The following is a 24,881-nucleotide window of genomic DNA, read 5'->3' as shown; positions in this document are numbered from 1 at the left end:
CGCCGTACATAATAAACAAGGATATAATTTAAGGTAATTAATCAACATTACAAACAAAGGCTATTGACTTAATGGTCAAGAGCATGTTAGACGGGTTAGTCAATAAGGGAGCTGCGCGGCGCCCCGCCTTGATACGCCGCCCGCCTCCCGGCCTTGCACACACACCTATGGAGGGGAAACGCATGACAAAGAGATCCGTATTTAAAGTCCTGAGCCTGGTTGTTGCAACCCTGATCCTGGCCGCATCCGGGGCCTACGCCATGAGCCCCAAACCAACCTGGCCGGAGCAGCACACCATTGATTATAATCACGTCATGCGGGACGGCCTGGGCGGCTGGAACATCCTGCAGGATGATTATCGGAAATTTAACGCCCTGGACGGCTTCTCCCTGGAATGGGACTATTACTCCTTTCACGACGACGACGGCAAGTTCACCGGCGTGGTCGGAATCGTGGTGGCGGACCCGGAAGGGAAACTGGGCGGCAACGAAACCTTTTCGGCCCTCAACCTCATGCCTTCGGGGGTCAATTTCGCCCTGTACGGCCAGTTTCCCGGCAAAGAACCGGTGGCCATTTACACGCCTCTCGGCCTGGGCCACGAAGTGGGCGTGAACGAGCGCTCCCTGTACGCCGAGGGCGAGGACGGAGTTTTTATTGAAGAAATTCCGGTCCCCGGAGAAAACGGCGAGCCCGACGTCATGATCATTCGGGGAAATAACGGAGCTTACGCCTGGGACTTTTCCGTAAACCAGGGATTCACCGATTACGCGCCGTTAAAGCCCGAAACCTGGGTTGTGGGCAACGATACCGACGCCCTGCTGCCGGACGAACACTGGACGGTCAACATGCTGTGGCCCACCACGGAGGTCCATGGGAGCATTACGGATCTTTCCACGGGCGAAACCACGGAAATCAACGGCCACGGATACCGGGAAAATTCCTTCGGCAGATGGGCCTTCGTCCTGGGCGGATGGGACTTCGCCTTCATGTCCGACCCCGACACCCATGTGCAGTGGGCCTTCCAGACCTATCATTTCAATACGGAAAACCTGGACTACGTGGACGTGGACTTTCTGGACAACGGCAATCCGGTCGTTCAACGCTTTCACGCGGAGGACGGCGAGCTGGGCTGGGTGCACGGAGACTGGCAGTGGGACGCAGAGGCCCGCCAATACCTTCCCACGGATTTGACGGTCGTCGGCAAAAACGACCAGTACACCGTGGAAGCCTACGTGAACATCGGCTCTAATTACGCGCCCATGCTTTCGGACGTAACCTTTATTGTGGAAACCTATTGCATCTTCGCCCAGATGCCCTGGATTACCGGCGTGGTCAAAAGAACGGAGACCGGCGAGGTCGTGGCAACCTTTGAAGGCCAGGGCGGCGGAGAATTTTCGGTCATGCGGAGCTTTTGCGCCAACGAGCCCAGCCTGGACGTGAAGAAAAACATCTTCACCAGCACCTTCTCCCATCCCATGCCCGAATAACCGATTTGCGGAAAGGGAAGCCAGGCCTTTTTCGCAAGGATAGGACCATGTTCTATCCCCCTCAGGGGGGCTCGCTGTCGGCGGCGGGCCCCCTTTTCTATTGGAGTTCGCCAGCCGCAAGGGCCTGTCACTACGAGGGCGCGGCAAGCAGCGCCCCTGCTTATGGGGCGCCTTTTAACACTTGGGGACATCCTTACCTCTTTTGATACGTCTCCTCAAACATCCGGAGAAGTTCTTTTCGCCATGGATCGCTATTTTTGTAGGATAATTGTGGGATGGGCGGAAATATTCAAGGAGAAAAAAAACGGCCGGGGCGTTGAAGCGTGACGCTTTCGCCCCAGCCGGAGGGTCTATGGTTTGTCCAGCATGCCTTTGACGACCACTTTGGCGCCGAGGCTGATAAATAAAGACGTCCCCAAAAACATAAAAAATCGAACTGCTGCAACTGCATGAAAAAAATATAAAAAGCATGCCTTCGGCAAAAGATTGCCTCCGGCGGCCAACTTTTGAAAAAGTTGGATCAAAACTTCTCAATGGCGCTCCGCGCACTACTTAAAAAAATGCCTCCGGCGGGTCGCTTTCTTGAAAGAAAGCTCCGCAAAGAACTTTAAAATGCGCTCCGCGCAAGAGCGAAGTTCAATTTGTCATTCCCGAACGCCCTAATTCGTTTGGGCGCCCCTGGCAAAGCAGTATCTTGCCAGTGTGCGAAGCATATTTTTTTCAGGCAAGGCTGAATTCCGGAGCCAAAAATATTTTACGTCCCCATGGCGCCCCATTGACATCGCAGGTTGGGTAGAGCCTGCGAAACCCAACAAATACCGCCGCGAAGCGGCATCCATATTCTTTCGCCGTCATTCCCGAGCGTCCTTATCGGGAATCCAGCGTCCCTGTCCTTGTCTTTGGGCGCCCCTGGCAGAGTAGTATCCTGCCTGGGTGCGAAGCACAAAAGGCGCGACCGGATCTCTTTCCCAACGCCAAAAATGCCTTGCGTCCCTTGGATGCATCGTTATTCTCGTTCCCATGTTGCACGTGGGAATGCATACCGTGGCGCCATTCTCCATTCGAATAAAAATACGGCCGTCAAACATCCATCATCCTTGGGCGCTCCGACATCAGTGCGGCTTGCCGCGCCTACCCAAATAAACGCCGCGAAGCGGCATCCTATAAAGTCCCTTCCCCACCGGCGGGGGAAGGTCAGGATGGGGGGGCTCGTCATTCCCGAGCGTCTTTATCGGGAACCCAGCGTCCCTGACCATTAAAACAACAATGTTAACCACGGAAGACACGGAAGACACGGAAGACACGGAAAACGATCCCTCCGTGGCTTCCGTGTGTTCCGTGGTTCATGCTTTGCGGGATGTATGCAAGCCCCTGCCTTATGAAAAAAGAGTCCTTACGGACCCCGGCAGCAAAAAGCAAAGACGCTGCCGCGGCCACCCTACTGACAATGCTGGCGCTTGCCGCGCTCGCGTAGGGGCGATCCTTGTGATCGCACAAATTACCGCCGTTGTTGGGGCGAATACAAGATTCGCGCCCTACTGCCTGGGCGAATACAAGATTCGCACCCTACGTAATGCGCCTCTGTAGGGGTGATCCTTGTGATCGCCCTGGAGGATGACGGGCGACGGGAGCAATCATTAGCGGATGGAGAGGGCGCCGTCCCACCAAACGGCGCCCTCTCGCTATCTATCTCCAGGCTGAGTAAAAGCGATGAGATGCAAGGCGCACGATCCCCGAGAAATGAGACGTACTTTACGTACTTCGCAGTGACGAGGGGAGAAGTGTTACAGCGCATCCGAAGTCCATATGCATGGTTCCGTCCTGTCGCTGATTAACGCCGCGCAACTTCAACCTGCCTATGGGAAAAAAATGGCAGATCGCGGTTATACCCAGCCTGGTTTATCTCCGTATTTTTATTCGAATGTCAAAGACCTTGCCCAATACAGGGACCGGGAAAAAAACCGCTTCCCTGCGTGCGGGTGAAAACCGAAAATTTATGTTTCAGGCCCCTTTCAGGGGGTTTGCCCAACTATTCAGATTTTTATTATTTTACCATTGTCCCAGAGACCCCTCATGGAGTTAGTCGATTAATCAGGGACGTCCCCAAGACGTCCGTGCCTGTCCGACATTTCCCGCAGGGGCGCTGCTTGCTGCGACCGCGTAGGGGAGATCCTCGTGATCGCCCTTAAGGATGACAGGCAACGGGGCAATCATTAGCGGATGGAGGGGGCGCCGTCCTACCAAACGGCGCAACTCTCCATCCGCATTTATCTCCGTATTTTTATTCGAATGTCAAAGACCCTGCCCAATACAGGGATCGGAACAAAACCGCGTCCCTGCGTGCGGGCGAAAACCAAAATTTTATGTTTCAGGCCCCCCTTGGGAGGCTTGCCCAACCAGTCAAATTATTCCTTTTTACCATCGTCCCCGAGACCACTCATGGAGTTAGTCGATTAATCAGGGACGTCCCGAGAGTCCCGAAGTCAATCCTTCCTCGAATTATAAATACCAAATAATATCAACAGAAAAAACACTAACCAAACCATTGGGTCTGTAAATCCTCTTTCCGCTAACTGCCGAGGTGTCAATTCAAGAACTGAAGAAGAGCCTTGCTCATTATAAAAACGACCATTGATAAAACCCAATATCCCTAAAACCAAAAACACGCATCCAAATTTAATATAATTGTAACTATCTTTGGGAAGAAGTAAATTTAAACTAATCCAATATAGCAACTTTCCAATTTTCGAGTCACTTTCAGATAACTTTTTGCTAAAAATCATTGTACAGCTTATTAGAGTAAATAATACTCCAGACATCTCCATAAAATTCCCTCGTATATATGCAGTAACATATATGGTTATTAAACCGATTATCCAAATAACATCAAACAGTATAATTCTCTTTCTCATTAGTCAGCCTTTTTTTAAAGTTAGTTTTCACAACAAGGATCTGTCCATTCTTTTTCCAACCAGGTCCTTCCAAGCCATAATGCATCCATGCTCCAATCTAATCCAACTTGTTCTGAATGCTGTTCATCGAAATCCAGGCTCGTATATGTCTTACCAAACTTCAAAATTGTTAGAGAATGGCCAAGGCCAAACAGTGCGGTGCTTGCTGTGGAAACTCTTGACCAACCTTCCAAGTCTCTAAGTTTTGGACCTCCAATAGGAGTTTGATAATACTGGTTTCCATCACCATAATGCTGAGTTATATCAAAAATAGTAACTCCTGGAAGACCAACTGAAGGCCCCAAAAAGCGACCGTGTAACCATCCCGCTTGTCGTTTTCCTTTAATGCAACGTGTCCATACAAGGCACATAATTTCCCCATATGCAATTGCAATTCCTCCTGATGCATATATACATGAACCTTTAAAATCCCATTCTTTTGGGACCATATACTGTTCCGACCATTCCTTCCATCTCTGGTATCTTTCCCATTGGTCCTGCAAACCGCCTTTAGGAGGAGACGGCCGTGCTCCTGGGCCGCCGTAATCAATGTCGTATGTTGAGATATTGGGATGTTTACCATAAACCTTTCCCAAAGGATCTAAAGTGTTAGTACACATATTTGCAACAAATCCATAAAGGTTCCACCCGCCTTCTTCCTCAATTGGATCTCTATTCACCCACCTGCCAAGTTCAACATCAAGATACCTGTAGCCGTAATAATAGAGGCCCGTCTGCTGGTCCATGGGCTTGGTGGAGAAGCGGTAGGGGTTCAGGTTGGCTTTGGAACCTTGTGCGTTGATGAGGCGTCCAAAGGGGTCATATTCATATGTGGCATGGAGCGTACCATCGGCGGCGCTTATCAATTGCCCCACGTTTCCATTGGCGTCGTGTTTTTTGGGGACGTCTTTGATTAATTGCCTAACCAATGTTTTTGGGAACATCCTTAATAAGGTACTACGAACCTATTTTTGTATGATAATTTGGATGGGCGGAAATATTCAAGGAGAAAAAAAGGCCGGGGCGTTGAAGCGTGACGCTTTCGCCCCAACCGGAGGGTCTATGGTTTGTCCAGCATGCTCTTGACGACCACTTTGGCGCCGAGGCTGATAAATAAGTTAGTCGATTATGCAAAGACGTCCCCCCAAAAACACTCTGCCGGAGCCGCCCCAAAACCGAGCGCAGCCCCGAAAAACCGCAGGGCAAGCCCTGAAGCTACATTGCGTTTTGAAACGTCAACGGTAAAATTGACCCATTGTCGTTTTATCTTCCCTTTATCCCCCTGCGCGAAGCGCCATTTTAAAAAATTTTGATCAAACTTTTTTAAAAGTTTGCCGCCGGAGGCCCTTTTTTTTATGTCTTTCTCTATGTTTTCTGCGTTTCAGGCCGTTAAAAGGCAAACATGGTTTTGACGGCGCGGGTTTTGCCTTTGTCCAGGTTGGTTTGGATCAGCTCTTTGTATTGCCCCAGAGAAAATGTATGGGTGATCATGCTTTCCAGGAATTCGGAATGGTCCAGGGCCAGCCTCATGGAGGTGGTGAAGGCGTGCTCGCGCTTGCCGTCCACCATGTTGTATCCATAGGCGAACACCCCTTTGATCGTCTGGATTTTCAGCCACAGGGGCGTGAGGTCCAGCTTGACGTCGTCCCCTATTCCGACCACGGACAAAACTCCCCGGCCGGCCAAACAGCGCATGGCGATATTGATAGTGGCGCCGGTTCCCACGCAGTCGAAAATCTTGGTGAAGCCGCCCATGCAGATGTCGTCGCCCATGACCGGCGAGTAGCGCTCGGCGTCCGTAATGCGTGCTGCGGCGGTGAAGAGGTTACCGTCCTTTATGATGTGGTCAGCCCCGGCCCTTTTGGCCATGTCCTGGGCAAAGGGAAAGGGCTCGGAGACCGTGATGTCGCATTCCAGGCCCATGGCGCGCAAGGCCCACACGATCATCTGTCCTATGACTCCGCCGCCGATGACCAGGACCTTGTCCTTGTTTCCGGGAAGGTTATCCAGGACGGCCTGCACGGCCACGGCCGCCGGCTCTGTCAGGGCGCCCAGGCGGGGGCTCAGGCCTTCGGGCATCTTGAACAACTGGCTTTGGTGGGCCGCGGCAAAGGGGGCGAATCCTCCGGGGACGTCCCGGCAGATGCCGTTGAACATGCCGGGCGCCAGGGCGCCTTTGGCCATGTTCTGGCAATTGGCGGGCCTGCCCGTCCGGCAATTGGGGCAAATGGGGCTGATCTTCCGGGCTTCGCACCCAAGATGGGGCGCCACGGCCACGATGTCGCCCAGATCAAAGCCTTTGACGTCCGCGCCTTTTTCCACAATCTCGCCGCAAAACTCGTGCCCCATGATGCAGGGCATGGAGGTGAACGGGCTGGCCGAGGGGGAGTCCTTCAGAAAAATCAAGTTCATGTCGCTGCCGCAAAATCCGCAATACTTGACCTGGATTTTCACCCAGGACTCGCCGGGCAGCCGGGGTTCGGGAACGTCCACCAATTTGACGGTCGCCAGTTTGCCGTCATAATAGGCCTTTTTGTTCAATGGGCTGATGGCTTTCAGGGCGATGAACCTGGGAACGGAAAAGGAAAACTGCAGGGCTTCCATCATGGGCCTCCGTTTGGTTTGTTCTGGGGAAATGGTGCAAGGGGAACAAGGGTGTTTGATGAATTTACACAAAAAGCCGTCAAAAATGCAATGACAAACTGAATTTATCAGGTATCCGTAGGGGTGGAGTCCCAATCCTCGGCGTACATGCATAGCCAGTTTAAGGCCAGATGCCGCTCCCTGGCGATGGATGCCGCCAGTTGAAGCTCCTCAGGCCCCAGGCTGGCGTAGGCCTTGCCGAAAACGGGAAAATCCCCGCCCAGGGGCTGGGGGATTTCGTTTTGCGTATAAGCCGCATTGGCCGCCTGGCTGATGATCTGCTCAAAGGAAAAACCTTCCGGGGCTTCCACGCCCTGCTCCATGATCTGCGTGGTCCTGGCTCTCCAGTGCCAAAGCTCCGCCAGTTCCCGGGCGTTAGCAATCTCCTCGGGGTCCTTAATGACGGCTTTATGCAGAAACAGGCCCACGGGGTCCGGAGCCGGGAAATCCTCTTTGGCGGCCGGCACGGGAAGCTTTTGGGACAGGTCCTCCCATTCAAAAGGATGGTCGTAGGGAGGGATTTCCTCCACGGCGCCCAAGGCCCACAAGAGCGTCCCCAGAGCTTCGTTCCGCCAGCATGCGGCGCCGGCTTCCTGCTGGGACCAGGTTCCGCCCATGCGGCGCAAGAGGGCGGATTCGGAGTCGGCAAGGGCCTCATAAAGGGCGTTGTCCTTCACCCACTGGTATAATTCGTTAATCTCTTTATGGATGCTTTCGTTGCCCCTTGCCTGGGATTTTCGCAGCTTAATTTCCAGCCTGCCCCGTTTGACCATGACCGCCAGGCATAACGCCCTGCGGGCCACGGCCCGGGCGTTCTGCAGTTCTCCGCCGACCTCCGGCTTGATGCGCGTCAATTTATGGACGCCCCGGAACCTCTCCAAGGCCAGGCTGAACAAAACTCCCAGGACGAACAGGAACACGATCACCCATCGCGGATCCCAATCGTACAGCATCCACAAAGCCAGGCCCAGGGCCGTCATAGCGGAGAAGGCGAGAAAAATGACAACCTGCACGGCCGCAAGAGCGGGCGGGGTCTGCTCCATGCCTTTGACCTGCTTTTGGTTGAGCATTTCAAGCAAGGCTTGCAAGGCTTGGGAAGAAAAGGGCCTTAAGGAGGCGATGGGCAGTTTGGGATTGTACACGGTATACACCAGGAACACGCCCTGCTTTTCCTGCATGTGGTCTATTTCATCCCATTCCAGAAAAAAGGAGACGCCCGCCCGCAAGCCTTCCTCGCCAACGTAAAAAGGCGCTTTCAGCTTGATCACATTTCCGAAGAAAAAGAAGAGCCCCAGGGACAAAAAGGCCGTGAACAGCGCCGAATAGGGCTGCGTGGGAAGATCGGACGACGCCCCGCTGAGGATGGCAAGGGATTGGAGGACGGTGAACAATGCGCCCAAAAGCACGGGCGGCCACAGCATCAAGGACATCCACCAGTCGGTTTTCAATGAGGTCAGGTACGTGGCGTCTTCAATGAGAATTTCGCCTGGGGGATTTTCAAACTCCACCGGAATGGACAGGTGATTGTAGACCATGAGGCCGGGGACGATCACCAGAAGGGCGTGGGCCAAGAAATTCGCCGGGGCGGAGGAATAGGCGAAAGGCCTTCCTGCAAACCACAAGTACGCCAGGTAGCCGGCGCCGGCCCCGGAAGCAAGCAAGATCAGGCATCCAAGATTATTGGACTTAGTCGTGTCAACCCTTTTGGCTTTAAGGGGTTGCGGCATGATTGCTACGGCTCCGAGAATAAATTAAGCGGCGTTAATATCATCCCGCACGATAACACCAGGACCCGGCTGAATGCAAGCAGGGTTTTGTGTGATTCGTTCAAAGCGCGCATGGGACCGGGCGGTTATGACAATCACATAAACCTTTTCGGTATGATTATTGCTTCCTAATTACAAGATATTTCCAGGACCGGACTGCGGCTTTTTCTTTACTCCCGCATCCCGCCCGGCTCAACAAATTGAGGACAGGAATGAAACTGATATACAGGCTGTTTATAGGTTTTTTCTCCGTGGTGCTGCTGACAGGCTTTGTGGGCCTGATCGGATTGGACGCCGTCAACAAATTGGGAGAAGCCTTACGCAGAATCGAACGCGATAATATTCCCCACACGCTTTTGCTTGAACGCATCACAGGTTCGTCCCACGAGGCCTGCGTTCAGGCGCTCCGTTTCACCCTTCGAGGAGAGGAAGCAAACAGAATCAAAGCCCTGGAAGCGCTGGGTGAAATCCAGTCGGGTTTGCAGGAATATTCCGGGATAGTCCAGAACGACCCGAACAGGGAGAAGGCGAAGGGCCGGGAGAGGGAAGTCCGGGAGAAGGCGGCCGCCTTTAACCAGACGCTGAGAAGTTATCTGGCCATGAACGAAGGGTATCACATGGAGCGGATGAAAGAGTCGGGATCTTTCAGTCCGGATTTCATGCCCCAAGCGGTGATGGATCAGGAAAACTCTCTGCGCATCGCCAAGCAGGAATTGATAACCAGCCTTGAATCTCTGACGCGTATGGAGCAAGACAACCTCCGGAATTTCACCGAGTCCGCCGCACGGATAGCCTCAAAAACAAGGATTTTAATCCTGGCGATTGCCATTGGCGCTCTGATTTTCGCTGTTTTCCAGGGCGTCGTCGTTTCCGGTTCCATTTCCAAGCCCTTGGACAATCTTGTAAAGGCCGCCATGGAAATCGGCAAAGGCAACCTGAATGTCTCCATAGAGGAAAAGGGGGACGTGGAAATCGTCCGCATGGGCGAGGCTCTGACAAGGATGATTCAAAACATGGAGGAATCCAAAAAGCGGCTCATTGACATCGATGAGTTGGAATCCGCCCAGGAGGCCCTCCGAAAAAGCGAGAATCTGCTCCAGACGCTGATCAACACCACCCGGGACGCCATCATCGCCATTGACCAGACCGGCAGGATCACGCTGTTCAACCACGCGGGAGAAAAAATGTTCCAGCGGACCCGGGAGGAAATGCTGGGGCAGCCTCTGGAGCCCCTCATGCCGCCGGAATTCCGGAAAAACCATCCCCAGTATCTCCGGTCCTATTTTTCCACGGGAAAACCGGACGCCGCCATGGGCAAAATCCTGGAGCTTCCCGCCATGCGGGGGGACGGCGCGGTTTTCCCCATGGAGATTTCATTGTCTTCGGGGGAGGCCGACTCCAAAACCTTTGTGGTGGGCGTAGCCAGGGACATCAGCGAACGAAAAAGAACGGAAGAAAACATCATTCGGGCCAAAAAGGAATGGGAGCGGACCTTCGACGCCGTGCCGGACCTCATCGCCATCATTGACAGCAGCCACAAGATAGTCCGGGTGAACAAAGCCATGGCCGCCGCCTTTGGAACCACCCCCGGCAAAATGGCGGGGGCTTCCTGCGCTCAGGTGGTTCACGGCGCCAGCGGACCGCCGGCCTTTTGCCCCCACGTCCTGTCCCTGGCGGACGGCAAATATCATGACGCCGAAGTGTACGACGACAATTTGGGCGCCCACCTGCACGTGAGCACCTCTCCCATCCGGGACGCCGAGGGCGCCATCACCGCTTCGGTGCACATCATGCGGGATATCTCGGACCGGAAGCGGGCGGAGGCGGAGCTGAAAAAAACCCATGCCAAGCTCATAGAGACGGCCCGGCAGATCGGCATGGCCGAGGTGGCCACGGGCGTGCTTCACAACGTGGGCAACGTGCTTAACAGCGTGAACATTTCCACGGAAGTGATGCAGCGTAAGGTCAAGGATTCCCGCATTAACGATTTGAGGGAGGTCATGAACCTGGTGAAGCAGCATGAGGACTCCTTGCCGCACTTTCTCTTTCATGACAGCCACGGCCGGGAAATTCTTCCGTTTTTACATGATCTTTCCCTGCATCTTGCGGAGGAGCGCAGCGCCTTGCTCAACGAGATCAAAGAGCTTTCAGGATACACCTCCCATATTTCCGAAATCGTCAAAACCCAGCAGGAATGGAGCAAGGTTCCCGGCCTTGTGGAGCCCCTTTCAATGAAAGACGTGGTGGAGGAGGTCCTGACCATCAACGCGGCCGGCCTGAAAAGAAACAAAATCCAAGTGGTCAGAAACTATCAACCGGTCCCGGAGGTTGCGGCGGACAGGCACAAACTCACCCAGATTTTGATGAACCTGGTTGCCAACGCCGGGCATGCCTTGAATTCCACGGCGGAAGAGGAACGCACGTTGACCGTAAGCCTCTTTTCCGACAGCCCCGGCTTCACCTCGGTCCGGGTGACGGACAACGGAGAAGGGATTGCCAGGGAAAACATGTCCCGCTTATTCAGATACGGATTCACCACCAAGAAAAAAGGCCACGGCTTCGGCCTGCATTCCTGCGCCCTGGCGGCCCAGGAAATGGGAGGCAGCCTGTTCGCCGAAAGCGAAGGACCCGGCCGGGGAGCTTCGTTCACCATGAGAATACCCAGCAATGACGGAGGAAGGAAAGATGCCTGAACCGACCGCCGCCTTTAACAAGCGGATCCTTATTATTGACGACAGTCCGGATATCCACAGGGATTACGTAAAAATACTGGCCAGGCCGCTTGACACCTCTGATCTGGACGCCAGAAAAGCCATGATATTAGGCTCCCAGCCCAAAACCGCTTCCAGCGCTCCGATCTACGACCTGGAACACGCCCTCCAGGGAGAGGAAGGAGTGGAAAGAATCCGGCAGGCGGTTACGGAAGGCGCCTATTTCGCCGCGGCATTTGTGGACATGCGCATGCCCCCGGGCATTGACGGCCTGGAAACCATCCAGGAAATCTGGAAGATCGACCCCAAAGTGGAGGTTGTCATATGCACAGCCTATTCGGACTACTCCCTGGAAGCCATCCGCAAACGCCTGGGAGACTCCCATCAGTTATTGATTTTAAAAAAGCCCTTTGAAAGCATGGAAGTGGCCCAACTGGCGGCCGCGCTCACGCAAAAGTGGAGCAACGCCAGGCAGGCCGAGTTGAAGCAGTGCGAGCTGGAAGTGCTGGTGGAGGAACGCACCCGGGAGTTGGCCATGGCCAAGGAGGCCGCCGAAAAGGCGAACCGGTGCAAGGCCGAGTTCCTGGCCAACGTCAGCCACGAATTGCGAACGCCCATGAACGGGGTGAAAGGCATGCTGGAGCTTTTGCTGGAGACCGCCATGAACGCCGAGCAGCAGGAGCTGGCCCAAGTGGCGCATCAAAGCGCCATGAACGAACTGGAAATCATCCAGGCCATCCTGGACTACGTGCGCATGCAGGAGGGGGACCTGGAGATCAGCCCGGAGGAATTCAATCTTCGCAGCCACATCAGCGAAGCGCTGGAAGCCCTGGAAGCCCGGGCCAAAAAACGGGGCCTGGATTTCCGGCTCCGCTTTTCGGACCATATCCCCCCCGCTTTGGTCGGAGACCCGCTTTTAATCCGCCGCGCCCTCATCAATCTGGTGAGCAACGCCATCAAGTTCACCTCCCGGGGAAGGATCCAGGTGGACGTCCGGTCCACGGATCATGCCGAGTCGGCCATTATCCGATTTTCCGTCGCCGACACCGGGGTGGGCATTCCCAAAGACATGTTGGAGAAAATTTTCGAATCCTTCACCCAGGTGGACGGCTCGGCCACCCGCTCGTACATGGGGGCGGGACTGGGCCTGACTTTAACCCGGCAGATCATCACGGGCATGGGCGGCTCGCTGGGGGTGAAGAGCGAGTTGAACTCCGGGTCTGAATTCTGGTTTGAAATACCCTTGAAAAAAGCGCCCTGGGACAGCCGGTTACAACCAAACATTAGCATCAAACAGCCGCAGAATTCTTGACAATAGTCTTGTTGACTGATACATAATGATGGTGGAGTCAGGTAAATATTTTCATCGAACGCACGATTTGCGTCCGTCTATGCATGAGCGTGCCTAAGGTTTTATGTTGCGCAATGTCCTTAGCATAGTGCTTTCCTTCGTCATTCTGGCGGCGGCGTGCCCGTCCCTTCATAAGGACGGGTTTGCACCCGATTCCCGGACCGACCTCATGGAGTCCATCCGGGCCGTGGCCAGCCTTTCCCGCTCGGCCGAGACCTCCACCAATTTTAAAAACGACCTGACCCAGGCCCTGACAGCCCTTTCCAAGGCGGCGGGCCTGACCCACGAGCTCGGCAGGCAGGGCCGGGAAGTTTCCCACGGGGTCCAGAACGCCGACGCGCTCTATTTACCCGGCCCGGACGTTCAGCCGGGCGTGGACGGCGGCGCCGCCGCCTTTTCCGAAAAGCCCGTCATGTTTTCCAATCGGACAATCGCCCCCCCGTTCCGGCCGCCCAAGGCCTGATTCCGTCCAGAAAACGCATACATCAATTCTAATATTATTTTGCAGTTCCCGGCCGGCGCCCGCCGGTCCACAGTAATTTTGGGGAGGAAACATGAAATCAGTCAAGATTATAGCCCTCGCACTGGCAGTGTGCATGGCCCTGGGCCTCGGCTCCGCCATGGCTGCTTACAGCCTGGACCTGGCCGTCACCTCGGACGGCGTCACGCCGAAATCGGCCTTTTTGCCCGGCGAAACCGTATACATGACCATCTCGGCTTCCAACGACGCAGGCGATGAGGAAATCGCAGGCGCCGCTTTCAGCCTGCAATACCCCGCCGACGTCCTCACGGGCCCGGCGGTGGACGCGGACGGCGTGGCCGTTGACAGTTCCATTGTCACGTCCTTCAGCTTCAGCATCACCAAGGACAGCGTGACCACGGACACCCACCGCCAGAACACGGTGGTTTCCGGGACCGTGGGCACGGTGTATTTCGCCGGCGCCGGCATCAGCGACACTGGAACCTACCCGCCTCAGAGCGCGGATCCGGAGCTCTTCACCGCCAAGTTCACCGTCCGCAACGATGCGGTTTTGGGCCCCTTTCAGGTCACCCTGAAGCCCACCGAACTGTATAACCCGGACGCAGGATACGGCGACGCCTCGGACGCAAGCCAGACTCCCGAAGCCGTGACCGTCCTGGTTGGCGCCAACACGCCGGGCAGCCCGGAGGAATTCCCCGTCCTCCTGAACACTTTCGCGGCTCAGGACTACGACGGCCTGTGGGCCACGGACGGCGACTCCATTGACGATCAGTGGGAAATGGACAATTTCGGCGATCTGGACACCGCTACAGATACAACTGACTACGACAACGACGGATACCTGGACAGATACGAACAGACTTCCGAAAACAATACCAATCCCAAGGTGCAGGACCAAGCCTGGACCCTGGACAACTACGATCCGGCCACGGATAACCGCGGACCGTATCAGGTGGTCACCGGCGATCCCTCCGAGCCTCGCGCTCCGGCCGGCGAGTCCTTTGCCGTCAACCTGGAATACTACACCACGGACAGTGCAGTCGACCTGAACGGCCTGGAACTGGTGATCAACTACGACTCCACCGAACTGACCATAGACAGCATCGGCAGCCTGATCGCCGCTTCCGGTTCGGTTGTCACCGCCACGGACGTGAGCACGCCCGCTTCCGCCACCTACACCATTACGTGGACCGGCGCAGGCGACTGGACCGGCGGCGCCCTGCCGGCGACTCTGGGCGTTGTGAACTTCACCTCCGCCATAACGCTGAATGAAGGCGACACCAGCGTTGTCACCCTGACCGCTACGCCCAACGCTGGCTACGCATTCCATACCGCGCCCATCACCTACACCGTCGGCCCGGCCTTTACGCTGGATGTGGATGGGGACGGCTCCTACAACAGCCTTACGGACGGCATTTTGATATTCAGGTATCTGGCATATACACACCTCAGTTACCCGACCACCTGGTTCAGTGGAGCTGTTAACGGCGATGTTAGAACAACTGGACCCGAGCTGGCAGCATACATCCAAGGCGGAATTGATAGCGGACTTCTCGACATTGATGGAGACGGAAACTTTAACAGCCTTACAGACGGCATTTTGGTATTCAGGTATCTGGCATATACGCATTTCAGCTACCCAACTACTTGGTTTAACGGCGCCGTTAACGGTGACGTCCGGAATACCGGTCCCGAACTGGTGAATTACCTTGATGCTCTGGCTCCAGCGCCTTAATTTCGAAAGGCCTGACATAGTGAATACGGCAACGCGTGAAATATTTTACTGGAACTTTCTTTCAGGGAGGACTTTATGAGATCCATTCTTCGTTCTTTTAAATTTCGAACTCTATTTGTGCTAATAGCACTCACAGCTTTAGTGGCTGGTGGAGCCGGTTCTGCAATTGCTGCAGATCAAATAATCACTTTGAGCCCGTCCACAGCAACAGCCGCTCAAGGGGGCGCCTTCTCATTAGATGTTTTGTACAACACTTCTGATGGGAACGCCCTTCTAACAGGAGTCAGTGTTACAGTTCATTACGACTCCAGTAAGCTGACATACACGGGCTTTACTAATTTTAACAGCGCCAGCACCACCAACACGTTGCAGCCAGCAGCATCCACGGATGAAGTTGCTGTTGCTATTTTCAATGACGGTGATGCTGATACTGACAAAATGATCCAGATGTTGTGGAGTAATACAACAGTAGGCAGCGGCTGGCCTAATCAAGTGATGCCTACAACGTTGGTCACCTTAAATTTTTCCGTCAACAATGATGCAGTTGCCGGAACCACCAACGTAAATTCAAATATTTACCAGAACGCTGCAGGCTACACGGAAGATGTGTCTCCTGCAGTAGTTACCATAGTCGAGGCCCCCAAGGTAACCGACGTCACGTCCAGCGTTGCTGACGGATCTTACAAGGCCGGGGATGTGATTCCGGTTCAGGTGACCTTTGACCAAGCGGTTGACGTGACGGGCACGCCTCAACTCACACTGGATACAGGCGTGGTCAATTACACCAGCGGAACCGGCACAACCACCCTTACCTTTAATTACACGGTGGCAGCGGGCGACGCCACTTCCGACCTGGCTTACACAGGCACGGACGCTTTGGCTCTGAACGGCGGAACCATCGTCGGCGCAAACGCCGCCGCTATTGATGCGGCTCTCACCCTGCCCGCCGTCGGCGGCGCGGGCTCTTTGAGCGGCAACAAGGATATTGTGATTGACACTGCAGCGCCTTCCGTAGCCATCACGGCTCCGGCGGCCGATGTGTATCAGAACACCAACACCTACCAGTTTAAGGGTACGGCGGATTCGGACACCGGCTCGGCCATTGAGTACGTCAAGGTCAGCCTGAACGGCGGCGCCTATGTGGACGCTACAGTGCCCGCCCGCAAGGCTTCGGTCAACTGGACTTATGACGCCACGTTGACGCTTGGCGAAAACACCTTGGACGTTTACGCCATTGATGAAGCAGGCAATGAGTCCAACGTGCTTAACGGGACTTACAGCGTCTTTTACGATACGACGGACCCGCAGGCCGTGATCACCATTTCGCCTCTGACCAATGACGGAACGACGAATTGGGCCAAGGCCGGCACATTGACCGCCACCGTGGATGTGTCTGACAATTACGGTTTTGCCGCCAGTCAAATACTGACCATGGCCTTTAACGTGGACAAGAAGGCCGACTGCTCCAACGGGTTCTCCGGAACCTGGACAGACGGCGACACATGGCAGGGAACCGCCACCATTGGAACCGGCTGCGACGGCGCCCAGGAAGGAACCCTGACCGGCTTCAGCGACTGGGCCGGAAACGCCATCACGCCCACCTTCCAGTTCAGCGTGGACACGGTGGACCCCGATCTTACCATCGCAACCACGGTCACCAACTGCGTGGGAACCGCTTTCACCCTGGAAGGCTACGCAGACGACAGCCTGTCCGACCTTGAAAGCGTGGAAGTGAGCCTGGACGGCGGATCCACCTGGAACGCCGCCACGGTGCAGAGCACTTCCAAGATTCCCAGCTATTCCTGGTCCTACGTTGCAACCTTGGCCGCCGGCGCAAACACCCTTACGGTGCGTGCAACGGATTGGGCTGGCAACATTACGACCGACTCTCACGACGTATTCTCCGCTGACCAGTTGGCTCTGTCCGTGAACGGCCAGGACGTAACCGGCGGAACCATTTACGTACCGAACGTCGACGGCAGCAATAACGTGGACGTCACCGTCACCGGCGGAACCGAAGCCTGGGGAACCTACACCTGGAACCTGAATCCCGCAACTCCCACGGTGGTTTCTCAAACCATCGGCGCTGTTACGACCCTTTCCGCCACGGTGGGCCTCACCGGCACCCAGACCCTGCTGGTGCAGGATCCGGTTGACGGCGGCATGGTCTTCTCTGCCACGGTCACCGTTCAGACCGTGGAATTCACCATCACCGGGCCTGAAGACGCCGTGATCGGCGACAGCCTGACTTACGCGGCTCTGGGCGCCACCGGCACGGTCACCTGGAACGTAACCCAAGGCGCAGACCTGGTTTCCGCTTCCACCGGAACCGGCGACACTTTCACCGTGACCGCCCTGGCCAAGGGAACCGTCAAGGTGACCGGTACGGACAGCACGACCTCCGTCACCAGCCAGCCTGTTACGACTGAAATTTACGATCCTGTTTCCGTAACCAACAAACCCGCCGACACGCCCACCGTGGAAGCCGGAACATCCACCGGGCTTTACACTGTGACGGGCGGCGACGGAACCACCTACACCTGGACGGTCACCTATCCTGACGGGACCACTACCTTTGTCAGAACCGGAACGTCCTTTGCCTTTACTCCGCCGAAAACCGGCGCCTTTGCGGGAACCTATACCATCGTTGTTATGGACGGCTCCGGCTACACCGACACATTCAGCATCTTCACGCCCATCAAGCTGGTGGCAGCCGAACCCGACTACGGGAAGATCGGCCCCAGCGTGGATAATTTGCAGGCCGTGCCTCCCGTCGCCTACGAAGGGGATTCCATTTACCTGTGGGCCCAGGGCCTGGCGGAAGACGAAAACCTGAGTGTAACCTACATCCAGAACCCCGTAACCGCAAACGACCTGGTCCTTGAGGAAGTGGTTACCTCCACCCTGAGCTTCTTCCAGGTGGATGCGTTGAACGAAGGCGTCTGCCTTGTGGCCGTAAGCGCTCAGGACGGGACCTTTACCGACAGCCTGCGGGTTGACGTGATCGGCTTTGGAAGCCTTTCCGGCGCCATCACCAACAATCAGCCCCTGGTAGACCTGGCTGACGTGGAAGTGGACCTGTTCGACTACGCCACCGGCCAGTGGATTGACGACGACAATAATGTAATCACCGGAACCTACCGGATCGACAACGTGCCTAATGGCGTGTACATCGTGTCCCTGGAAGGCGACGGCGCCAACTACGTGCCTTTTGACGTGAGACAGCGGGTGCAGATTGACGGCGACACGGTCCTGGACCTGGTGATCCCCGAAGTCACCCCGATCACCGGCACCTACAGCCTGGACGTGACCTTCAACGGCGACTACACCGGCAACGGCATTGATTACACCCTGACCAATGCGGACACCGGCGCCGTGGTTCGTCAAGGTACACATCCCGAGCCCTCTAAAGGTGCGATCGACGACGACCTGCTTCTGACCGGCCTGTCCGCCGGCCTGTACACCTTCGGCGTTTCAGGCGGAGGGTACGTGCCGCAGGTCTGGACGGACCTGTCCGGCAGCGACGTGATTTCCCTCACGGCCGACGCCGCCATCACCATGACTCTGGTGAACGACGCTCCGGCAGTGGAAGTCTATCATCAGGTGACCCAGGGCGGCGTGAAGGTCTTTGTGGTTCTGGCCGGCGCCGGCTGGAGCCTGGGCGAGTTTGAGGCCGAGTTGAACAACACGGACATCACGGACGAAATGGACGGCAGCGGCTCGGCTTTCCGCCCGTTCACCTACGAGTGGACCCCGAGCGATCCCAACGTGGACATCACCCCGGCCATGCAGCCTAACGGCGATGCGGTATACACCCTGAACTTTGACTTCGCTCGCGACACCAAGGCTGAGTACGTGCCTTACACCTACACGGTCACCTACACGGTGTACGCCAACGATGACAACCGGGAAGACGACCTGGACGAAGATCAGACGGAGCTGGAAACCCTGAACGGCGGCAAAGCCCTGTACGTGACGGAAGGCACGGCGGACTTCCTGCCGGGCGTGGGCGCCACCTTCCTGGTGAATTTGCCCGACGCCGACGGGGTCCTGCACGAGGTTCCCATCACCATTCCGGCCCTTCCGCTGAACTTGCTGTACGTGGATGACTTCGACATAGCGGGCGCCGGCAACGACAACCTGCTGTACGGCGACACCAAGGCCAACGCAGGAAGCGACTACTACGAAGAAGACAAGGCCAACGCCATTCCGCTGACGCCCAACACCATGCTGCGCGCCGTAGCCAAGTTCTACACCTTTGGCGGCGACGCTTACGGCGCAGGCGCAAGCATCAAGCTGGTGCTGGCTTCCGATGGAACCACGCCTGTCAGGTACAACCCCATCCTGCTTGACGGAACCAAACGGGCAAGGGTTGAAGGCGCCCCGGATATCATCCTGCCGGTGCTCCTGAACAAGGACTCCAAGGTTTACGCCTCGCTGAAGAAGATGTCCGACGCTGAAAGCAAACTGGGCATCAAGGTCAGCGAACGCGGCGACGGAACCGCCGGCTTCCATTACGAAAGCCTGGACTTCTCCGTCTCCGATAAGGGCGTCCTGTACCTGGAACTGCCCCACCTGACGGTTATCGCCCCTGCCGCCAAGCAAGCAGCCGGTGACGATAACCCGGTTGCCGATGACGACGAAAGCGACTGCTTTGTGGATACCGTTTCCACCGGCAGCGGCTTTGCCGGACTGGTGCTTGCCATGGCCGCCCTTTTGGCCGCCCTGGCCGTCAAGACGCGTAAAAACGCCGCATAAGCGCTTTTAACTGTCAAACCCTACAAGGGGGAAGCCTTCACGGCTTCCCCCTTTTTTTTGTTCCTTTCTCCTCCCGGAAAGCGATTCCGAACATAATAACTTTATGTTGTGGCGTTTCACGGGGCTCTACCCAACCTGTCATTTTAATAAGGCGATCGCAGGGGGGGTTAAGAAGTCCGGCTTGGGGCTTCACATCGCTGGAAACGCTTGTGGATTTCGGACCCGGCAAAAGTTTTTTGCGGAAGGCGCCTTCTCCCATAACCCCATTTTTTGGGCGGCGCTGCTCCAGCAATTGGACGAATTTTACCCCTCAAAACCCTCACCGGCCTGCTCCAAAACGCATAGTCCATGTATGCCTTCAAAAGGCACAATACGCCTGGACAGGCCCAATTCCGGGCGGACCGCCCATTTTAGGGCCTGAAGCATAGGCAGCCATTGCCCCATTGAGCCGGTATTTTTAACCGAATAACCGTTTGAAAATATGCATTATTTTAGGGTGCGCGGCGTTTTATGCCAAGAGCCGCCCCATTTTGTCGCATATTTCAAAAGACCCCATTCAATTATGGGCCTATTTTTTTACGGGTGGTGCAATTTTCCCCTTGACACGGAGCGGGGCAATCGTCTAACGATGATCAACACTGAATGACTTCATTTTTGAAGGTGAAAATGAAGCGTCACAACATTTCGACCATGGGTCCGCCGTCCGGGACCCGATATTATTAGCTTTTTACGATCGGTTTACTGTGAAGTCTTGTAACAACAGCCCGCGCCCTAACCAGGCCGCATGCTTGGATGCATTGCCCGAAAGCCAGACCGCCAAGGTTTTCAGAGATGCACCCTCGTTCCCCCCAGGACCCCCCCCCAGGCGGGTTTGCCGCAACCGGCGAACCTCTATAAAAACATGCTCACCAAGTTACGGCGTTGGGCTTTTGGCCCGCGTCCGGAGCAACGCAAAGACGTTCCGGGCGCGGGTTAGCTCCACCTCGCCCCGGCCCCTCGCTGCAATCCTATTCCCGCAGGAGAAAGGACCATGCCATGAGCGGCCCCACTAAGGCAGAACTTCGCAAAGAAAGAATCATTGACACGGCTCGGCGGATTTTCGCCGAAAAGGGGGTGCATGCAGCCACCGTGTCTGAAATAGCTCAGGAAGCCAAAGTTTCGGAAGGCACCATATACGAGCATTTTTCCAATAAGGAAAATCTTCTGTTTCATATACCCGAACATTTCACCCAGCGGCGCCAGAGAATCGGCGTATACCATCTCAAGTTGATCCAGGGCGCGGCCAACAAATTGAGAGCCTACGCGTATATATACACGGAATTGTTTCACGAAAACCCCGACTACGCCACCATTGTGCTTTTGTACTTGAAGGGCAACGCCAATTTCAGGCAGACCCCGGGATACCAGGCGATTCGGAATTGGTTCAGGTTTTTGACGGAAATAATCAACGAAGGAATAGAAAGCGGCGAATTTCGCCCTAACGTTGACGCCTATATTGTCCGGGCGTTGATCATGGGGGCGATCGACCAGGTGACGGTGAACTGGCTCATGTCGGGCAAGAGCACCAACCTGATGGAGACCGTGGATCCCATAGTGGATGCGGTCATGGAGGGCATCCTGAATCCGGAAGTTGATGAGGACGCCCACTGGAGCAATTGGCGCCGGACCAAGGCGCGGTTGCGCAATAAAACAATTCCGGCGAAGGAAAAGAAGGAACAAGCCGGATAGAATTCCGGGGGATTGAAGAGCCTTGCAACCCGGGGGGGTTAAGGGGGAAGCGCCGCAGCTAACCGTTCATTGCAGACTTTGGGGGCGCTGAACGGCCTACAAGGCGGCGGAATTATCAATTATCAGGCAGCCAGTGGGGTGCAGACCGCGAAGAAATCCGTTTTGGGGAATTCCACCGCGGCCGCATGGTCTGCCGGGTTTCAACCAACCATATTTTTTACTGCCCGTATCAGATGCGGGGGGAATCCAAGGGAAGGATTATCTTTTATGTCAGTCAGAATGATTCAAAAAACCCCTTCGGCCTACGGTTATCCTCTTTTAATCAAACAGCTCCTTGCCACGATTTATGAGCCGGATCAGGAAATCGTATATCGCGACAAGATGACCTACACTTACAAGGACATGGAGAAAAGGACCAGGAAACTGGCCAACGCCCTGGAAGGATTGGGGATCACCCAGGGCAGCACCGTCGCGGTCATGGACTGGGACAGCCACCGTTACCTGGAATGCTTTTTCGCCGCGCCCATGATGGGCGCCGTGCTTCACACCATAAACATCCGCCTGTCTCCCGAGCAGTTGGTGTACACGATCAACCATGCGGAAGACGACATCATCCTGGTTCACAAGGACTTCGCGCCCTTGCTGGAAGCCGTCAAGGACCAGCTGACCACGGTGAAGAAGTTCGTGCTCATCGCCGATTATGAAGACGCCCCGGCCTCCAGCCTGGAGTTCGCGGGAGAGTACGAGGAGCTGGTGGAAGCGGCCGGCGAGGATTACGAATGGCCGGATTTTGACGAAAACGCCATGGCCACCATGTTCTACACCACGGGAACCACGGGCCTGCCCAAGGGCGTGTATTTCAGCCACCGCCAGCTGGTGCTGCACACCTTCGGCCTTATGAGCGCGGCCAACTCGTTCCGGGCTCAGTTAAAGATCGACTCCGGGGACGTATACATGCCCCTGACGCCCATGTTCCACGTTCATGCCTGGGGCATGCCCTACTCCATGACTGTAATGGGCGCCAAGCAGATTTATCCCGGAAGGTACGAACCCGAGCTGATCCTCAAGCTCTACAGGGATTACAAAGTTTCCTTCTCCCATTGCGTGCCGACTATTTTGCACATGCTGCTTAACTCCCCCTCCGCCAAGGACACGGACTTCAGCGGCTGGAAAATGATCATCGGCGGCGCTGCACTGCCCAAGGGCATGTGCATCGAAGGCCTGAAGCTGGGCATCAACATTTATTCGGCTTACGGCATGTCCGAAACCTGCCCGCTTTTGACCCAGGCGCTGCTCAAGCCCAATATGCTGGATCTGCCCCCGGAAGAACAGGTGGTGTACCGGACCAAGACCGGCCTGCCCTGCCCCGGCGTGCAGCTTCGCGTGGTGGATCCCGCGGGCAATCCCCTGCCCCACGACGGCAAAACCGCCGGCGAGGTGGTCGTGAGAGCCCCCTGGCTGACCCAGGGCTATCTGAACAATCCGGAAAAAAGCGAAGAACTTTGGGAAAAAGGTTGGCTTCACACAGGTGATGTTGGTATCATCGATGAACTCGGTTACTTACAAATTACCGACCGTATAAAAGACGTGATCAAGACCGGCGGCGAATGGCTCTCCTCCCTGGAGCTGGAAAGCATCATCAGCCAGCACAAGGGCGTCAGCGAAGTTGCGGTTGTAGGCGTGAAGGACGACAAATGGGGCGAGCGCCCCATGGCTCTCATCGTTCCCAAGCAAGGCCAGGAGCTTAGCAAAGAAGAAATCCAGACCTTCATGGGCGCTTGGGTGGACAACGGCGCAATACCCAAATACGGCATCCCTGAAAGCATTCTGTTTGTAGACGAAATCCCCAAAACCAGCGTGGGAAAAATTGACAAGAAAGAAATTCGGGCTCAGCAGGGGTAATCGTGTAAATTCCTATTGCACCCCCCTGCTCCGGGAGAATAAAGCCGTCCGCCGGGCGTTCCGGCGGACGGTGTCCAACCTACATATCTTCACAGAGGAGGCACCATGAAAACCAGGACCATGATGAAAACCATCGCTTTGATTCTCGCCGTTTTATTTTTGTCCGCTCCGGCCATGGCCGCGGACACCATCAAGATCGCCTTTATCGATCCCTTGACAGGCCCCTTCGCCAACGTGGGCGACATGGGCCTCAAGCACTTCATCTTTGCTGCTGACAGAATCAACGCCAATGGCGGCGTTCTGGGCGGCAAACAACTCGAAATGGTCCCGTTTGACAGCAAGGTGAGCCCCAAGGAAAGCCTCATTCAGCTTCAGCGCGCCATTGACCAGGGCATCCAGTACGTGATCCAGGGCAACGGCTCCGCAGTCACGGGCGCCCTCATGGAAGCCATTGCAAAACACAACAAGCGCTATCCCGACCAGCAGCTGCTTCTGATCAACCACGCCGCCGTCACCCCGGCCTTCACCGAGGAAAAATGCGACTTCTGGCATTTCCGCACTGACGCGCATGTGACCATGAAAATCAAGGTCATCGCCGACTACCTGACTTCCAGACCCGACATCAAGAAAATCTACCTGATCAACCAGGACTACGTGTTCGGTCACTCCGTCAGCGCCGCCGCCAAGGAATACCTGGCCAAAATGCGCCCGGACATTGAAATCGTGGGCGACGACTTCCATCCCATCGGAAAAATCAAGGATTTCTCCCCTTACATCACCAAAATCCAGTCCTCCGGCGCCCAGGGCCTCATCACCGGCAACTGGGGCAATGACATGACCCTGCTCATCAAGGCCGGCACCAGCGCAGGCCTGGACCTGGAATACTACACCTTTTATGCAGGCGGCCTGGGCGGCCCCACGGCCATCGGCGAAGCCGGCATCGGCAAGGTTTACCAGGTTACGGAATTCAACAACGCCCTGTGCATCCAGTACAAGAACAAGGAAGACGAAGAACGCATCCTCGCCTTCAAGGAAAAATACGGCGAAGACATCTTCTACCTGAAGAGCAAAGTCACCATGGACATGCTTGCCATGGCCATGGACAAAGCCGGAAACGCCAAGCCCAAGGACGTGGCCTACGCTTTGGAAGGCATGGAAATCGACGGCTACTACGGCAAGACCATCATGCGCGCCCAGGATCATCAGCTCCTGCAGCCCATGTTCATGTCCAGGCTGGTTAAGCAAGGCGAAGGCTTTGCCAAGTATGACATGGAAAACACCGGCATGGGTTGGGAAACCGTGTACAAGGTGGACGCCTTGGATACCGCCATTGACTCTCCTTGCGACATGAAACGGCCCTAGTCCTAG

Annotated in this window: 13 protein-coding genes; 10 read left to right on the top strand and 3 right to left on the bottom strand. The window is 55.6% G+C overall.

The genetic code is table 11. The features are described from left to right. The first annotated feature begins 182 nt into the window (after window positions 1–182). Together BUE18_RS02350 and BUE18_RS02345 are read left to right on the top strand one after the other, a co-directional pair. Window positions 183–1,487 carry a hypothetical protein gene (locus BUE18_RS02350; protein ID WP_073472481.1) on the top strand — a complete coding sequence of 435 codons (1,305 nt, stop codon included), beginning with the start codon at window positions 183–185 and terminating at the stop codon, window positions 1,485–1,487. A 1,266-nt stretch (window positions 1,488–2,753) separates the two neighbouring features. Beyond that, window positions 2,754–3,074 (top strand): hypothetical protein, encoded by a 321-nt coding sequence (locus tag BUE18_RS02345; protein WP_073472480.1) that lies wholly within the window; start codon window positions 2,754–2,756, stop codon window positions 3,072–3,074. Between the two features lie 1,345 nt (window positions 3,075–4,419). Here the strand turns inward: BUE18_RS02345 and BUE18_RS02335 are convergent. The 3 genes from BUE18_RS02335 to BUE18_RS02325 all read right to left on the bottom strand — a co-directional run bounded on the left by BUE18_RS02335 (window position 4,420) and on the right by BUE18_RS02325 (window position 8,808). Further along, window positions 4,420–5,367: an RHS repeat domain-containing protein gene (locus BUE18_RS02335; protein WP_073472476.1), complete on the bottom strand. Its 948-nt coding sequence runs from the start codon at window positions 5,365–5,367 to the stop codon at window positions 4,420–4,422. 460 nt (window positions 5,368–5,827) lie between these two features. Then, window positions 5,828–7,045 (bottom strand): zinc-dependent alcohol dehydrogenase, encoded by a 1,218-nt coding sequence (locus BUE18_RS02330; protein WP_244549265.1) that lies wholly within the window; start codon window positions 7,043–7,045, stop codon window positions 5,828–5,830. Window positions 7,046–7,149: 104 nt separating this feature from the next. Continuing rightward, window positions 7,150–8,808 carry a DUF4272 domain-containing protein gene (locus tag BUE18_RS02325; protein WP_073472474.1) on the bottom strand — a complete coding sequence of 553 codons (1,659 nt, stop codon included), beginning with the start codon at window positions 8,806–8,808 and terminating at the stop codon, window positions 7,150–7,152. A 251-nt stretch (window positions 8,809–9,059) separates the two neighbouring features. Between BUE18_RS02325 and BUE18_RS02320 the strand changes: the two genes are divergently transcribed. The 8 genes from BUE18_RS02320 to BUE18_RS02280 all read left to right on the top strand — a co-directional run bounded on the left by BUE18_RS02320 (window position 9,060) and on the right by BUE18_RS02280 (window position 24,875). Continuing rightward, window positions 9,060–11,540 (top strand): PAS domain S-box protein, encoded by a 2,481-nt coding sequence (locus BUE18_RS02320; protein ID WP_073472472.1) that lies wholly within the window; start codon window positions 9,060–9,062, stop codon window positions 11,538–11,540. Beyond that, window positions 11,533–12,870 carry a hybrid sensor histidine kinase/response regulator gene (locus BUE18_RS02315; RefSeq protein WP_073472470.1) on the top strand — a complete coding sequence of 446 codons (1,338 nt, stop codon included), beginning with the start codon at window positions 11,533–11,535 and terminating at the stop codon, window positions 12,868–12,870. Before BUE18_RS02320 ends, BUE18_RS02315 begins: the two co-directional genes overlap by 8 nt. Window positions 12,871–12,973: 103 nt before the next feature. Next, a complete protein-coding gene (locus BUE18_RS02310; protein ID WP_073472468.1) occupies window positions 12,974–13,372 on the top strand; it encodes a hypothetical protein in 399 nt (132 codons plus the stop codon). A gap of 91 nt (window positions 13,373–13,463) precedes the next feature. Then, entirely contained in the window at window positions 13,464–15,125 is a 1,662-nt protein-coding gene (locus BUE18_RS02305) for a hypothetical protein (RefSeq protein WP_073472467.1), read from the top strand. A 495-nt stretch (window positions 15,126–15,620) separates the two neighbouring features. Further along, a complete protein-coding gene (locus BUE18_RS02300; RefSeq protein ID WP_139264588.1) occupies window positions 15,621–19,883 on the top strand; it encodes a beta strand repeat-containing protein in 4,263 nt (1,420 codons plus the stop codon). Between the two features lie 1,035 nt (window positions 19,884–20,918). After that, a complete protein-coding gene (locus BUE18_RS02290) occupies window positions 20,919–21,611 on the top strand; it encodes a TetR/AcrR family transcriptional regulator (RefSeq protein ID WP_073472461.1) in 693 nt (230 codons plus the stop codon). A 267-nt stretch (window positions 21,612–21,878) separates the two neighbouring features. Beyond that, window positions 21,879–23,513 (top strand): fatty acid--CoA ligase, encoded by a 1,635-nt coding sequence (locus BUE18_RS02285; protein ID WP_073472459.1) that lies wholly within the window; start codon window positions 21,879–21,881, stop codon window positions 23,511–23,513. A gap of 105 nt (window positions 23,514–23,618) precedes the next feature. Beyond that, window positions 23,619–24,875: a branched-chain amino acid ABC transporter substrate-binding protein gene (locus BUE18_RS02280; protein WP_073472457.1), complete on the top strand. Its 1,257-nt coding sequence runs from the start codon at window positions 23,619–23,621 to the stop codon at window positions 24,873–24,875. Window positions 24,876–24,881: the final 6 nt, after the last annotated feature.

The organism is Desulfatibacillum alkenivorans DSM 16219, assembly GCF_900142135.1.
Taxonomy (GTDB): Bacteria; Desulfobacterota; Desulfobacteria; order Desulfobacterales; family Desulfatibacillaceae; genus Desulfatibacillum; species Desulfatibacillum alkenivorans.
The sequence above is the reverse complement of the archived record's forward strand: the minus strand, read 5'-3'. Positions and strand labels throughout refer to the sequence as shown.

Coding starts and splice junctions, on each gene's coding strand:
- BUE18_RS02350 (WP_073472481.1), top strand. CDS start 183: ATGACAAAGAGATCCGTATTTAAAGTCCTGAGCCTGGTTGTTGCAACC.
- BUE18_RS02345 (WP_073472480.1), top strand. CDS start 2,754: ATGTTAACCACGGAAGACACGGAAGACACGGAAGACACGGAAAACGAT.
- BUE18_RS02330 (WP_244549265.1), bottom strand. CDS start 7,045: ATGATGGAAGCCCTGCAGTTTTCCTTTTCCGTTCCCAGGTTCATCGCC.
- BUE18_RS02325 (WP_073472474.1), bottom strand. CDS start 8,808: ATGCCGCAACCCCTTAAAGCCAAAAGGGTTGACACGACTAAGTCCAAT.
- BUE18_RS02320 (WP_073472472.1), top strand. CDS start 9,060: ATGAAACTGATATACAGGCTGTTTATAGGTTTTTTCTCCGTGGTGCTG.
- BUE18_RS02315 (WP_073472470.1), top strand. CDS start 11,533: ATGCCTGAACCGACCGCCGCCTTTAACAAGCGGATCCTTATTATTGAC.
- BUE18_RS02310 (WP_073472468.1), top strand. CDS start 12,974: ATGTTGCGCAATGTCCTTAGCATAGTGCTTTCCTTCGTCATTCTGGCG.
- BUE18_RS02305 (WP_073472467.1), top strand. CDS start 13,464: ATGAAATCAGTCAAGATTATAGCCCTCGCACTGGCAGTGTGCATGGCC.
- BUE18_RS02300 (WP_139264588.1), top strand. CDS start 15,621: ATGCCTACAACGTTGGTCACCTTAAATTTTTCCGTCAACAATGATGCA.
- BUE18_RS02290 (WP_073472461.1), top strand. CDS start 20,919: ATGAGCGGCCCCACTAAGGCAGAACTTCGCAAAGAAAGAATCATTGAC.
- BUE18_RS02285 (WP_073472459.1), top strand. CDS start 21,879: ATGTCAGTCAGAATGATTCAAAAAACCCCTTCGGCCTACGGTTATCCT.
- BUE18_RS02280 (WP_073472457.1), top strand. CDS start 23,619: ATGAAAACCAGGACCATGATGAAAACCATCGCTTTGATTCTCGCCGTT.